This window comes from Alteromonas sp. W364 (assembly GCF_031846205.1).
Lineage (GTDB): Bacteria > Pseudomonadota > Gammaproteobacteria > Enterobacterales > Alteromonadaceae > Glaciecola > Glaciecola blandensis.
Map to the genome: position 1 here is coordinate 1 of NZ_JAVRID010000004.1, position 14706 is coordinate 14706.

The window sequence follows — 14706 nt, forward strand, 5'->3', positions numbered from 1 at the left end:
GACGGTGAGGGTAATGGGAATAACAAGCTCACTGGTGAGTGTTGTAACCTCATCGTTTACTATTAGGCTTATTTCCCCTAATTTGTTTCCTACACTAAGTTCTGAACAGTTAAAGGCGATAGATAAGGTTTGTTGATTACCGCTTTGAGAGTTTTCAATACTAATATCCAGGAGCCCGACAAGTGTATCGTCGATGCTTATATTATTGATGGTAAACGGGAAACCGGTGTTAGTCGAAACAAGTACAGTACTCGCTGTTGAAGGACAGGAATCAACTACAAGCTGATGATTTAAAATGACTTGTTCTGGAATAGCATTGATGATTAATGGAATAATATTGGTTTGAAGTGACAGTGCTATATTGACTTCTTCTATTTCGCCAGAGCTAACATTCTTTGCTATAAAGGTCAGCTTACCACTAATATCACCAACACTCGCTTGTAAGCAATTACCTCTCAATCGAATTGTTTTCTTTGCAGAGTTTTCTCCATTGAGAACATCCACTGCGACCAGTTCGTTTAACTCAGTACTTAGGTTCACTGAATCTATAGCCAACTCGTTTCCGTTCAATAGACTAATGTCGATTTCACCAAAGAAAAAATCGCAAGTATCAGAACCTATCGTTCTAGTTAGCGCTAATTCGGTGCTCGAAACCAGTAATTCTAAGCCCGGGTTTTGGTCATTTGGGACTTGGTCTTGACTTTCATCTCTCTGAAAAAATGTGCTTGGTAATACTTGGTTATTTTCATCGATAATCCAAGGTTGGTCATTGGGACCAAGCGCTACTCTTCTCGTGTTTTCAGTTCTTATAATTTGAAACGTACTCGATTGACTCGCACGTCGCTTTAGCATGCCAGCAGAGTCTACAATAAATAAACTGCCACCGGGGCCATAAGCAAAGTCAACAATATTTGGTGCTATTGCATTACAATTACCGTCGAAGTTGCATTGAATAAGCTGACTATTTGATAAATACCAGTATTGCTGTTGATCATGAGAAATTTGAAGGTGACTACCTGAGCCAGCGAGTATTTGTGGAGTACTTGAAGCACTATTAAAGTAGTACAATTGCTTGCTGCTTGTACTTACGCCGAGTCCGCTATTATTGTTAGCGCTAACGCTTTCTAAGTTACCAATGCTCGTTAGCGATTGCCATTCACCGAAGGACGATACAACAAACTGCTTGAACTCATTAATGCCAATCAATTCACCATTTGGCAAAGCAGCTATATCTGAAAATTGGCGCCCTAAAGCGTAAAAATTATTTTGTAAATTGGACCACCTTGCTACGCTTTCATCGCCATTCAGTATATAGATAGAACCATCGCTTCCGACAGTAATGTCTTGAGCTGTGCCAACCGACGGTAAAAATTGAATGTTGGTTTCATCTACAATCTCAGCGGGATCTGTGCTTCCATCACCGTCGCCCCCCTCGCTGATAGATACATCTTCAGCTAAACCGCTAATATTCCTTCCGAAAACAGCATTACCGCTAGTGAGTTTCCAAGCGGAGTTCCCATTTGAATAAACAATTGCTCTTATATCGGTAAGATCAGAAACTGGCAGCCATGCTGCTGAGTCAGGGGACCAGTTTGATACTCTACCGTTATTATCAATAAGTTGAACCAGTCCATCTGATGAGAGGCCTATATTTAGTGCATTTTCTGCCAAGCCATACCACGCCCCATCAATATATTGGCTAAGCACTCCTGACGTTGAAACTGACCATACATCGCCATTGGGTCTTATTATTGCGGCTCTCGCTTGCTCACCTAAGTTTTCCCACGTACTTCCATCATTTCTACTTATCGCCACAGTAGATTGGTTTGTAGTAACAACTACGTTACCGTCACTTCCGGAATAAACTGTGTTCGCGCCATCCGCTACTTTTGTCCATGATTGAGACATAAAGTAGCCTAATTCTCCTGTTTTCTTAACGGCCCAAATACGGTTTTGGTTGTCGACATGAACATCAATATACTCGCCGGGCATGATTGATTTTTGTAAATCAAAATGTGAAAGTTTTACAAGCTGGTCTTCTAGATCGATATAAAAAAGATCGCCAAGTTCATTACTCGCAATGACCTTAGCCTCGACATTGGCGTTTCGCCATTCAACGTTCACATTTAAGCTTTGGGATTGAGCACTGCTAATCCAACATAGCATGCTAATGCAGGCTAGTAGATGTAATGAGCGAACAGAAAACAACATAATTGGACTACTTCTGTACTGTTATTCTAATAAAATAAAAAGTCTAAGGCGTGCTTCAATCTGTCGCTGTGCGTATCTCTGCGGTGCCAACTTTCCAGTTCAAAATCGCCTGTTTTAAAGTCGGTAAATAAGCGGTTTTTATTGGCCATGGTTAAGACATCTGAGATAGTAGACCTGGGCATAAAGTAGTTTTGGAAACGATTTTCATATGCCCGCACTGTTTGCTCAAAGTCACTCAACTGGGCCTGCGCAGCTAATATGTCGCCTTCATCTCTATTAACATAGTGGGTTCTTCTAGGTGTGAGTAGAATGATGACTGATTTTCTAAATTCTCTCGTACCTTGTTTGGCAAAGAAGTATTGAAGGCCGGGAATATCGCCAAGGAAAGGCACGCTATCTCTTGATTCTTCACTTTCCTCTTCTGATAATCCACTGAGCACCAAGGTTTCCCCAAATTTCATTACAACATTGGCATTCACTGTCGTTTTCGATGTGTCTAACCTAAATTCAAAAACTACTGAGCTACTGGGTGTAGTTAAGAAGGTACGTTCCGCTTCAACTTCTAAACGGACTCTATCACCCTCTAAGAACTCGGGCTTTACTGCTAGCTTCACACCAATTTCTTTACTGATTGAAACGGCTGAGCCATCTCCTCCAGATACGGCTGCTGCTACAACATCTACACCTGAAAAGAACTCCGAAGTTTTTCCTTGTAGAGCCACTAGAGAAGGGCGAGCTAATATTTCATTGCGACCAGCTAAGGTGTTAAATATATTCAATGAATAATTCACACTTGGCATAGAAATTAGCTGCGTAATTGCGCTTGAGTCGGAACCTGAATCACCAAACGTTTTGAGCCTGTCGTAAGCAAACCCTGGTGTGTTGGAAAGAGGGTCACCAAACTGAAGTTGCAGTCCAGATAATATGTTAAAACCTTTGGTTGTGCTGACATCCTCTTGTGTACGTATAATAACAACATCCACAACAACCATGTCACTATCAAAGCCTTCATTGTTTTCATTCATTTTTGCCTTACGGCTAGGTGATGCTCCAGGTATAAGCGTATCTTGTTGAGCAACTTTGGTGAGACCAGAACCTCGATAGTCAGAGGATTGCGCAGTGTAAACCTGGTCCCATGAAGATAACCTGTTGCTTAGCTGACTTGCATGAATATCACTGGAGTACTTGCGATAATCAGACAAATAAACCTGCGCGGTTTTGTCCTGGCCCAATGCTGCGTTAGTGATGGCTGCTGCGCGCAACGTTCGTGGAGTATTCGCTTCTTCGGGGAATTCCTTGATTAATTTTTCAATTGCACTATGCGCAATAACAGGGTCTTGCGCATAGTACGCACTTCTGGCCAAGTCATATAGTATTTCAGGATCGGCATTGTTCATCATTGCCGCTTCCATTAAGTGCTTCTGCGCTTGCTTGAAATTGCGCTTATCTAATTGTGATAACCCCAGGTAATACTTTGCCAACCAATTTGACTCATCAAATCTTAAGGCCATATTGTAACCCTGCTCGGCTAGCTCAAATTTCTCCGCATCTCCCTGAATGGCTTGTAAATGATAGGTAATTGCATTCATGAATTGAACGTACGAATTTGTCAAATCCAAACGGAGCGCTGAGTTAAAATACTCGGACGCTTTAGTGTAATCGCCGCGCTCGAGATAGTTCACGCCTTTGGCTGTAATCTGCCGGGTAACTGAATCTACGTTTTGATTAGCGATATACTCACTGAGGTTTTTGGTAAACGTTATTTGTTGAGAGGACTTTTGAGAGTACTCATCACTCAAAAACGCAGAACTTGTGTTGTCAGTCGTTTGGCAGGCAGAAAGAGCGATTGTGACACAGGCAGTGACAAGTAGGCGATTGAATTTCATTGATTTTTCCTTAGCTGAAATTTACTGAAATCATTCTCCTACACTACCTGATACAGCGATAAAAAATATTGTACAAACGTCGCAAAAATTTGCACTTTTGTTGTAAGCTATAGGAAATTAAAGGTTTTTCTTGAAATTATGTTTTTGTATCGTTGAATGTATTGCGTTGAAGTGATGTGTAAATCGAGTCTTAATCAATCTTATAAACAGGTAGGTTCATTTCGATTACTCGGTTTCCAAAACTGGTCATCGTACCGATGTACGCGTCTTCATGATTACTACTGAATTCCAGTTGATAAACGACTTTCCAGTCTAGCTTCCCTCTGAATGTTGAAATGCGTGTAGAACGCCTCGCTAATGATAGGAACTGAAGGTCATGTTGGTCACAGTAACGTTTTGCATGAGCCATACTGAACTCAGCCATACCTCGTAAGCGCCAAAACTGGAAGGCTATCCAAGAAATACTGAGCAAGATAACTAAGGAGCTTAAGGTCATTAACTTGCACTCTTCAGCATACTCGCGTTTTCATATAGCGTGGCTATGGCTTGCGCTAATGGTTCTGGTAGATCATTTCTACGCATAAGGCTAAGCAAGGCAAAGCGTGTTTCGGGAACCTGCACTAAATCCGTATATATCCCTCTGAATAACTGAAGGGCAGGATCGCTTTCAATAACCTTTACTAAATAATCGACTAACAGGCTGTCATCTGAGAGTTGCCTAAAGTGTCGCCCAGCAATTATCACTAAGCATTCCACATCAGGTTCGCCTTGGGCGATCAGTTCATGTAAGAACTGTTTGACAAGATCCCTTGCAATACTGTTTTTTAGACCTCGTAGCACCATGTGTTGTATTTCAGCAAACTCCGCATTCTCAAATAGTTGAATGAGCCTGTCAGTCAATGCTGCATCAATGCGAATATTCTCAAAACTACTGCAAAGTGCAGTAAGGACCTGGAAAGGTAGTTTATCTAAATTATTATGTAGGGCTTGTTCAATATCTTTGCGTTCAATATGCACTGCTAAGTCTGCAATATCTTGCAAGGCAAGCTCTTCCCACGGCAAAACTGAGGGCGCTTTTAGGTAGGCGACAGCTTTACTTAGGCCTAAACGAGCAGATAGTAAAAGTTCTTTACGGATTAGCGCATTAAAATCTGCGAGTTGTTGTTGTGATGGCGTAAAAATATATGGGTTATCAGGAAGTTGGGCACCTGTTTCCTTGGTCCTTTCTAGGTTATTTCCTAAGGCGGTGACAACAGCTTCTAAAAACTGATTGCGCGCAGCTTGTGATAATAATGAACGTTCGTCGATTGGAATCTTCACAAACCATATGTATTGTTCATGGCTTAGTTGCTTGTTCCAGAAAACCACGCCAAACCAAGCCTGACCAGCGCGAGGACAAGGCACGGGCATCAAATTATTTTCAAGGTCGACAAAGGTTTGGTTATCTAATTTTTCGATGCCACGACCCATATCATAAACGCGATACTCTGTACCTGCTTGAAGTAAAAATTCACTTATGGTGTTAATTGTCTGTGCAGTCATAGTTCATCTACTTTAAAATGGGCGGATAGCATACTTTCAGCGCGCGCATTGTATCAAGATATCTAGCTTGTACCAATGTATGAAAGGTAAATAAAAATCAATTACGGAAACAGACACTTTTGCTGAACATTTTATTCCAAGATGAACATATTGTCGTTGTGCATAAGCCAGCTAATATGCTGGTACACAAGAGTATGATTGACCGTCACGAAACAGTATTCTTGATGAAGTTATTGCGGGATCAAATAGGGCAATATGTATACCCAGTGCATCGGCTGGACAAACCTACGTCAGGCGTTTTGTTGTTCGCGCTATCATCTGAAGTTGCCACTCAATTGGCTAAACAGTTCGAAGCGCATACGATTGAAAAGGAATATCATGCCGTCGTTAGAGGATTTGCACCAGAGACGGTGCATATTGATTACGCTCTGAAAGAAAAGCTAGATAAAATCGCTGATAAACAAGCAAAGAAGGATAAACCTGCTCAAGAAGCGGTGACGGATATGGTGAAACTTGCTGAGCTGACAGTAAATGAACCCGTCGGACGCTATGAGCAAGCTCGGTTTTCTTTGGTGAAGCTGACACCAAAAACGGGAAGAAAACATCAACTAAGACGCCACATGGCCCACATCCGGCACCCCATTATTGGCGACACAACACATGGTGACGGTAAGCAAAATAGATTTGCTCGCGAGCATCTTCAGTTTTCAAACCTAGCATTGTGCGCGACTAAATTGGCCTTTTTGCATCCTATCGAGAATAGGCCAATGTTAGTGGCAACGGAGTTTGAAGATAGTATGCAAGCGCTAGTTAACCGTTTTAAGCCGTAAACAAACATTCACTAAAATAAATGATGAATTTGAACAATTTGTCCCCATTATCCCTTATAACTTTGCAATGCCTTGGTCGGAAGAGTAATAATCCCGATATTGAGGTCTGTAATTGAAAAAAACACGAATAAAGTCGAGGAGAGTTGAAGTATGCGCAGGATAAGCATTTTTGCTGGTTCAGTTTATGGTAATGCACAACATGTGGCTGAAGAAGCACTTAGCATGTTTGAAGGAAAAGGGATTGAGGCTGAAGTGTTCTCGGATCCGGAAACATCCGATTTTGCAGATGCTGATGCTGTTGTTGTAATCACTTCTACTACAGGACAAGGTGATGTTCCTCCAAACTTAGAGATGTTTTATAGCGATTTGCGTACAGAGTTCCCTCTGATGAATAACAAACCATTCGCTGTTGCCGCGCTTGGTGATAGTAGTTATGGCGATAGTTTTTGTGGCGGTGGTCGTCAATTCCAAGAACTCTTATTGGAGCTTCAAGGCAAACCCGTCGCCGACATGTTGGAAGTAGACGCCATTGAAACCTTAGCTGCAGAAGACGATGTTGTGCCATGGCTCGAAGGTTTAGCGTCTAAACTAGCGGACTAAGCAGACATAGCAAAAAAGGGGTCAGAGTTAATTTCTTTCCTCTCTTGATCTGAGCAGGCCCTCACTAATATAAACCTTCAAACGGCATGGATGCCGTTTGGGAGCGGGCAGGATGCCGTAAAGCGTGTTTATATTAGTGAGGGCCTGTTTAGATCTAGAAGAGAGGAAAGAAATTAACTCTGACCCCTTTTTAGTTAGTTATTCAGCGCCGCGCAAAATGTCGTTGATACCCACTTTCGCTCTAGTTTTAGCATCAACTCGTTTCACGATGATTGCTGCGTAAAGGCTGTGTGTACCACATTTGCTTGGTAAACTACCTGACACAACAACTGCACCTGCAGGCACACGTCCATAAGTGATTTCACCGGTTTCTCTATCGTAGATACGAGTACTTTGACTGATGTAAACACCCATAGAAATGACAGCGCCTTCTTCAACCACAACACCTTCTACAATTTCAGAGCGTGCACCGATGAAGCAGTTATCTTCTATAATCGTTGGGTTAGCTTGAAGGGGTTCAAGTACGCCGCCGATGCCAACACCACCTGATAAATGCACGTTCTTACCTATTTGTGCGCACGAGCCGACTGTTACCCACGTGTCTACCATTGTACCGTCATCCACGTAGGCACCAATGTTTACGTATGATGGCATGACGACAACGTTGCGACCAATATAAGATCCGGTGCGAACCGCCGCTGGTGGAACGACGCGCATGCCTTCTTTCGCAAATCTCGCTGCTGTGTAGTCAGTAAATTTAAGCGGTACTTTGTCGTAATAATTAGTTTCTGCACCTTCTACTAGCACGTTGTCATGCAGTTTAAAGTACAACAATACTGCTTTCTTCAACCAGTCGTTTACTTGCCATTTTCCATCTACTTTTTCAGCAACACGTGCTTCACCAGAGTTGAGTAGTTCAACGCTATCAGTTACTGCTTGTCTAACTTCAGCGCTGACAGTTTCTGCTGTAAAGCTATCGCGAGTATCAAATGCGTTTTCGATAATTGTTTGTAGTTTGTTCATATTGCTGGATTCACTTCTGGTTGGTCTAATTTTAAAGTTAATTGTTTTTTAAGAATAATTTCTTGGTCTTGGCTTAGCGCTTTGCCTTCCTCATTTGAAACGATAAAAACATCTTCCGCTCGTTCACCTATGGTCGTGATTTTTGCGAGTTTCAAGGTTAAGTTGAGGTCAACAAATAAGTGGCCAATTTTGGCTAATAAGCCTGGCGCATCTAATGCTTCAAGCTCTACCAAAGTGGCGTCTTCGGTGGAAGAATAAAAGCGTACTTTCGTTTTTACATCTAATTGCTTCATTTGGCGAGACATCTTACGCTTGTTGGCGTGAGAGCGTCCCGGCTTCATCAACTGCGAGCGTACTGCATCAACTAAATTGTTTACGTGAGACTCAGAGCTAATGCGCTGGGCGTCTTGATCCAATATGATCATACTGTCGAACACATTGCCCTTATCAGTGACTGCTATTTGAGCGTCGTGGATAGAGCAATTTCTGCTGTCTAATACAGAAGCAATTTGTGCGAATAGTGCAGGGCGGTCGCTACAGTATATCAGTAACTCAGTACCTGCTTTTGAGGTCTTATTACTGGCACTAACAATAATCTCCTCAGGCGCAAGAGAGCCCGCTCCCACGATCGTTTCTGTGTGCCACGCAATTTGATTTGGCTTGAAACGAGCGAAATAGTCTTTCTTCATTTGGTCCCAAAAAACTGCTGCTTTTTCCTCATCTATACCCTTAGATTGTAGGATAGTTGCTGCTGCAGTTTTATGCGCTGCAATCCGCTGATCTAGGGTGATTTGACACTCTAGACCATTGTCGAACGCTTGTTGAGTGAGCAAATATAGCTCCCTTAGTAGTGACGCTTTCCAATCGTTCCACAGGTTGTCATTTGTTGCTCTAATGTCAGCTAAGGTGAGTGCGTAAAGCAGATTTAATTGATCATGGCTTTTCACTGTTGTAGCGAATTGGTTGATCACATCGGGATCATAAATATCTCGTCGCTGCGCAACAACCGACATTAATAGGTGGTTTTCGACCAACCATGCAATAATCTGGGCATCGTCTTTGGGTATATCATGCTGCTCACAAAACCTCATTACGTCTACCGCGCCTAAGGTCGAATGATCACCGCCTCTGCCTTTTGCGATATCGTGAAAGATAGCAGCAATAAAAATGATTTCAGGCTTATCAAGGTTCTTGACGATACGATGGCACCGGGGGAAGGCCTTTTCGCTCACGAAGTATCGACAAACGTGCTTTACCAGTCGGTGGGTGTGTTCATCAACTGTGTAGGCATGGAACAAGTCGAATTGCATCATACCAACAATTTTGTCCCACTCCGGTAGATACGATTGTAAAATACCGTACTTATACATGGTGTCCCAACCGAGGCCAAAAAACGACGGTTGTTTCATCAGATTAACGAAGCGCTCTCTGCACTCATGTATCTCATGATAATACTGGTCTTGGAATTTACGACGTGCGTTGCGAACTTGTCTGATACAGTCAGCATCTAGTCCTTCAATATTGTCGTGATGACAAAAGAGATTTAGGAAGTCGAGAATATCTGCAGGTTTGAAGAAGGTATCTGCGTGTATAGGAGAAATTAAGCCATCTTTGAGCGCAAACTTGTCATTCAGTTGAATTTCATTTTTAGTTTTTTGACCCAGAACATCGTCCTTGAAACGCAAGAGAAGCATGCTATTGAGCTCAGAAACCCGCCTCACGATCCTAAAGAAGGCCTTCATCATTTGTTCTACTGATGACTTACCTTCGCCATAACCGAGCAATTGAGCGATATCGGTCTGATAGTCGAACAAAAGCCTGTTTTCGCTTCGGCCTGCTATTAAGTGCAAGGCAAAACGAATTTTCCAAAGGTGAGACCGACACTCGATAAGCTCAGCATGCTCGATTTCTGTGAAATAGCCATGTCCGATTAGGGTCATCCCATCGTATTCTTGAAAGTGCTTTTTCGCTACCCAGCCAATCGATTGGATATCTCGTAAACACCCAGGATTCTCTTTGATATTGGGTTCGAGATTATAAGATGTGTCGTTGAACTTACGATGTCTGGTTTGTTGCTCTTCTAGCTTGGCGAGGAAGAAATCCTTACTCGACCATACTTTTTGGGTATTCACTTTGTCGATAAGCTGTGTGAATGTCGCATCACAACCGCATAAGATTCTTGCTTCGACGAGATTGGTCGCAATGGTAATGTCAGATTTGGCCAACTGAACTGTTTCTTTTACGGTACGAACGGATTGACCAATCTCTAGTTTGATATCCCAGAGCAGGGTGATAAACGACCCGATTTTTTCTTCTACCGGTTTACTGATTTGTTTCTCACTGAGGATCAGTAAATCGATATCTGAATATGGCTGTAGTTGCCCACGACCATAGCCACCGACAGCACACAAAGCCAGCTTACTTTCTTTGTTCAAGCCTAACAATTGCCAAGCATGACAAAGAAGCGCATCGGTAAAATCAGCGCGCGCAACAACCAAGTGGTCTACCAAAGCTTCGTTAAATGATGCCTCTAACCACTCATAATTCTTTTGTACCGCAGCTTTGAACGCACCGATATCGTTAACATCGGTGATTTTCTGCAAATCAGCAATTTGTGCTTGTATAGGCACGAGGACTCCTTATTTATTCCAATTTTCCAGTACTGATTCTGTCGTCAGTGCAATGTTAGGTGTCCAGTATTGCTTAGTGATTAATCACTCTTGGTATATTTTCTTCTTCTCGTAAAGTCAGGATTTCAACGCCTGTTTCAGTAACCAGTAGGGTATGCTCCCATTGTGCACTTAAGCTTCTATCTTTGGTTACTACTGTCCAGTTATCAGGCAGTATTTTTGAATGACGTTTTCCCGCATTTACCATCGGCTCTATAGTAAAACACATGCCTGCCTCGATTACATCGCCAGTACCTGGTTTACCATAGTGAACAATCTGTGGATCTTCGTGGAAAACGGCACCGATACCGTGACCGCAATACTCACGCACGATTGAATAATTATGTGATTCAGCGTGTACCTGACAAGCATGACCGATGTCACCTAGACGAATACCAGGTTTAACAATTTTAATTGCGTTGTACAGACACTCTTGTGTCACTTTAATTAAGCGTTCAGCAAGGATAGATGGTTTGCCAACGACAAACATTTTCGATGTGTCGCCATGATAACCATCTTTAATAACGGTCACATCAATATTGACAATGTCGCCATCTTTTAGCTTCTTATCACCAGGAATGCCGTGACAAATCACGTGATTAACCGATGTACATATGGATTTTGGAAACGGGGGATTACCATAGTTCAAAGGCGCAGGGATAGCTTTCTGCTCATTCACGATATAATCGTGACAGATCTTATCCAGTTCACCTGTGGTGACTCCTTTCTTTACATGCTGTCCTATCATCATCAGGACCTCTGAAGCGAGCTTACCCGCGACACGCATTTTTTCCATTTCTTCTGGTGTTTTAATTGTTCCAGCCAAGACAAACCTCGTTTATGAATTCCGCTACGCGCACAAGTATACCAAGATAGAAGTTTCGACACTATGCCCACTTTTATATATCTAATAAATTTTCACTGTGGATGGGCTTGAAGCGTCTTTTATTTAGGTAAAGGCTGTAGGCTGTTAGTGCTTTTGGGATGTTGGGTTATCAATGGGCTATCAATCGGCAGGATGCCGATTGCCAAGCGTCCCATGGATGGGTGAGATATAGGAGTTTTCTGTTCGAAAAAGTTGATTGGATAGCGGTAAAATGGTATAAAGCGCGCGCTGTTTGAGAATGTTGAAAAACGTGTCTCTGTAATACAGTATAAATTAACTTAAAACACACATATACCGACACTGCTCTCGGGGTGTCTAAAGCATTGATTATTCAAGGCTTTGGATCGAGAAAAGGGGTATATGGAGGCCTAACCCCTAAATAGGAAAATATATAATGGCAAACGTATCAATGCGTGACATGCTACAAGCTGGCGTACACTTCGGTCACCAAACTCGCTACTGGAACCCAAAAATGGCTCAATTCATTTTTGGTGCTCGTAACAGAGTTCACATCATCAACTTAGAAAAAACTGTTCCTTTATTTAATGAAGCCTTGAACTATCTTTCAAGCGTTTCTAATAAGAAAGGTAAAGTTTTGTTTGTTGGTACTAAGCGTGCAGCAAGCGAAGCGGTAAAAGAAGCTGCTGAAAAATCTGGTCAATTCTACGTAAACAAGCGTTGGTTGGGCGGAATGTTGACTAACTGGAAAACAGTTCGTCAATCAATCAAGCGTCTTAAAGATTTAGAAGCTCAAGCATCTGACGGTACTTTCGACAAGCTAACTAAGAAAGAAGTTCTTATGCTTCAGCGCGAAATGACTAAGCTAGAAGGTAGCTTAGGTGGTATCAAAAACATGGGCGGTCTTCCAGACGTGATCTTTGTTATTGATGCTGATCATGAGCACATTGCTGTAACTGAAGCTCGCAACTTGGGTATTCCAGTTGTGGGTGTAGTTGATACTAACTCAAACCCTGACGGCGTAGATTACATCATTCCTGGTAATGATGATGCTATCCGTGCAGTTCAGCTTTACACAACTGCCGCTGCTGATGCGATCAATGAAGGTCGTAATCAAGACGTTGCTGTTGCAGCTGAAAAAGACGACTTCGTAGAAGCCGCAGAGTAAGTAATAAAACTTAGCAAATCAAAGGGGGCGATTGCCCCCTTTTCTAAATATTTATATTTTTGAGGACAAGAAAATGGCAGTGACTGCAGCACTGGTTAAAGAATTACGCGAGCGCACTGGCGCTGGCATGCTAGATTGCAAAAAAGCATTGGTTGAAACCGATGGTGATATCGAGCTAGCGATTGAAAATATGCGCAAATCAGGTCAAGCAAAAGCGGCTAAAAAAGCAGGTCGTATTGCAGCTGAAGGCGTTATCTTAACTAAAGTCGAAGGTGGCAAAGCTACTATGATGGAAGTTAACTGTGAAACTGATTTCGTTGCACGTGACGAAGGTTTCCTTGCTTTTGGTAACAAATTAATTGACGTAGCAGCAGCAAATAACATTAATGACATGGACGCACTAAATGCGGCTGAGTTAGAGGGTTCTACAGTAGCGACTGTTCGTGACAACCTAGTTGCTAAAATTGGTGAAAACATCAGTGCTCGTCGTGTTGTGAATGTTGAAGGCTCAAATCTTGGTGCCTACGTACACGGTGGTCGCATCGGTGTCATCGCAATTTTGGAAGGTGGTGACGAAGAGCTAGCAAAAGACATTGCTATGCACGTTGCAGCGGCAAGCCCTCAGTTTGTTAAGCCAACTGATGTTCCTGCTGAAGTTGTTGAGAAAGAAAAAGAAATTCAACTCGACATCGCTGTTCAGTCTGGTAAGCCAGCTGACATCGCTGAGAAAATGGTTTCTGGCCGCATGAAGAAATTCACTGGCGAAATCAGCCTAACAGGTCAGCCTTTCATCAAAGATCCTTCACAAAGCGTTGAAGCTCTTTTGAAATCTAAAGGCGCAGACGTTATTAACTTCATCCGTTTTGAAGTGGGTGAAGGTATCGAGAAGAAAGAAGAAGATTTTGCTGCAGAAGTTGCTGCGCAAATGGAAGCAGCTAAGAAATAAGTGCTTCGATTGCTTTTGCAATCACCGATTCTCGGATAAACTACGAAGCACCTCAATTGAGGTGCTTTTTTATGAACAAATGAGTTTGTTTTTAATAATGCTTTTAGTGTTCTTCCCTCAAAGCATTATTAAAAAGGCTCAAAGGCTCAAAGGCTCAAAGGCTCAAAGGCAGCAGGCCGTGAGTGCTTTAGAGTTGTAAAATGCCACATTTTGATTACGTCACACTGAAAGGATAAACAATGAGTATTACACCAAAGTCCGCGTATCGACGCATATTGTTAAAACTAAGCGGTGAGGCCCTAATGGGCGAAGAGAATTTTGGTATTGACGCCAAAGTGCTTGACCGTATGGCTCTTGAAATTAAAGAACTAGTAGAGCTTGGTGTGGAAGTTGGCCTTGTGATCGGCGGTGGTAACTTGTTTCGTGGTGAAGGACTTGCAAAAGCCGGTATGAACCGCGTTGTTGGTGATCACATGGGTATGCTTGCTACTGTGATGAATGGTTTGGCTATGCGTGATGCACTACATAGAGCGTTCGTTAATGCTCGATTGATGTCTGCTATTCCATTAAATGGTGTTTGTGACCCATACAACTGGGCAGACGCCATTAGTTTTCTCAAATCCGGCCGAGTTGTGATATTCTCAGCAGGTACGGGCAACCCTTTCTTCACTACCGATTCAGCGGCTTGTTTACGCGGTATTGAAATTGAAGCTGATGCGGTACTTAAAGCAACAAAAGTTGATGGCGTTTTCAGCGAAGACCCAGTTAAAAACCCAGATGCAGTGCTTTTGAAACGCATTAGTTATCAAGAAGTGCTAGAAAAAGAATTAAAAGTAATGGACCTTTCCGCATTTACACTTGCACGTGACCACAACATTCCAATTCGTGTGTTCAATATGAATAAGCCGGGTTGTTTGAAGCGAGTTGTTTTAGGCGAGGATGAAGGTACAATTATTTGTCATCCAGAAAAAATAGAAAAATAAGGAT

At 42.4% G+C, this 14706-nt stretch carries 12 protein-coding genes; 5 read left to right on the top strand and 7 right to left on the bottom strand.

Annotation, left to right across the window (positions count from 1 at the left end; genetic code table 11):
* From RM556_RS07230 to RM556_RS07245, 4 genes are all read right to left on the bottom strand, one after another.
* A partial coding sequence (locus RM556_RS07230; RefSeq protein ID WP_311374289.1) for a hypothetical protein occupies positions 1–2211 on the bottom strand: 2211 nt, incomplete at its 3' end.
* A 26-nt stretch (positions 2212–2237) separates the two neighbouring features.
* Positions 2238–4097 carry a hypothetical protein gene (locus RM556_RS07235; RefSeq protein WP_311361499.1) on the bottom strand — a complete coding sequence of 620 codons (1860 nt, stop codon included), beginning with the start codon at positions 4095–4097 and terminating at the stop codon, positions 2238–2240.
* 190 nt (positions 4098–4287) lie between these two features.
* Positions 4288–4593: a DUF3301 domain-containing protein gene (locus RM556_RS07240; RefSeq protein WP_311361500.1), complete on the bottom strand. Its 306-nt coding sequence runs from the start codon at positions 4591–4593 to the stop codon at positions 4288–4290.
* The gene (locus tag RM556_RS07245) at positions 4593–5639 is read right to left on the bottom strand and encodes a DUF3549 family protein (RefSeq protein ID WP_311374290.1); all 1047 of its coding nucleotides are present in this window, start codon (positions 5637–5639) and stop codon (positions 4593–4595) included. The genes RM556_RS07240 and RM556_RS07245 overlap by 1 nt, the downstream gene beginning before the upstream one ends.
* Positions 5640–5758: 119 nt before the next feature.
* Between RM556_RS07245 and truC the strand changes: the two genes are divergently transcribed.
* Both truC and RM556_RS07255 read left to right on the top strand, forming a co-directional pair.
* Positions 5759–6469, top strand: coding sequence for a tRNA pseudouridine(65) synthase TruC (gene truC, locus RM556_RS07250; RefSeq protein WP_311361502.1), 711 nt, complete (start codon positions 5759–5761; stop codon positions 6467–6469).
* 150 nt (positions 6470–6619) lie between these two features.
* Positions 6620–7069 (top strand): flavodoxin domain-containing protein, encoded by a 450-nt coding sequence (locus RM556_RS07255; protein ID WP_311361503.1) that lies wholly within the window; start codon positions 6620–6622, stop codon positions 7067–7069.
* 198 nt (positions 7070–7267) lie between these two features.
* Here the strand turns inward: RM556_RS07255 and dapD are convergent, their stop codons facing one another.
* The 3 genes from dapD to map all read right to left on the bottom strand — a co-directional run bounded on the left by dapD (position 7268) and on the right by map (position 11587).
* Complete coding sequence (gene dapD, locus RM556_RS07260) at positions 7268–8092, bottom strand: 2,3,4,5-tetrahydropyridine-2,6-dicarboxylate N-succinyltransferase (protein WP_311361504.1); 825 nt, start codon at positions 8090–8092, stop codon at positions 7268–7270.
* Positions 8089–10722, bottom strand: coding sequence for a [protein-PII] uridylyltransferase (gene glnD / locus RM556_RS07265; RefSeq protein ID WP_311361505.1), 2634 nt, complete (start codon positions 10720–10722; stop codon positions 8089–8091). The genes dapD and glnD overlap by 4 nt, the downstream gene beginning before the upstream one ends.
* Positions 10723–10795: 73 nt before the next feature.
* On the bottom strand, positions 10796–11587 hold the full coding sequence (gene map, locus RM556_RS07270; protein ID WP_311361506.1) for a type I methionyl aminopeptidase: 792 nt from the start codon (positions 11585–11587) through the stop codon (positions 10796–10798).
* 454 nt (positions 11588–12041) lie between these two features.
* Here map and rpsB point away from each other — a divergent pair, with 454 nt between their 5' ends.
* The 3 genes from rpsB to pyrH all read left to right on the top strand — a co-directional run bounded on the left by rpsB (position 12042) and on the right by pyrH (position 14702).
* Positions 12042–12773 (top strand): 30S ribosomal protein S2, encoded by a 732-nt coding sequence (gene rpsB / locus RM556_RS07275; RefSeq protein ID WP_311361507.1) that lies wholly within the window; start codon positions 12042–12044, stop codon positions 12771–12773.
* Between the two features lie 73 nt (positions 12774–12846).
* Entirely contained in the window at positions 12847–13719 is an 873-nt protein-coding gene (gene tsf, locus RM556_RS07280; protein WP_311361508.1) for a translation elongation factor Ts, read from the top strand.
* Between the two features lie 239 nt (positions 13720–13958).
* A complete protein-coding gene (gene pyrH / locus RM556_RS07285) occupies positions 13959–14702 on the top strand; it encodes a UMP kinase (protein WP_311361509.1) in 744 nt (247 codons plus the stop codon).
* The last annotated feature ends 4 nt before the right edge of the window (positions 14703–14706 follow it).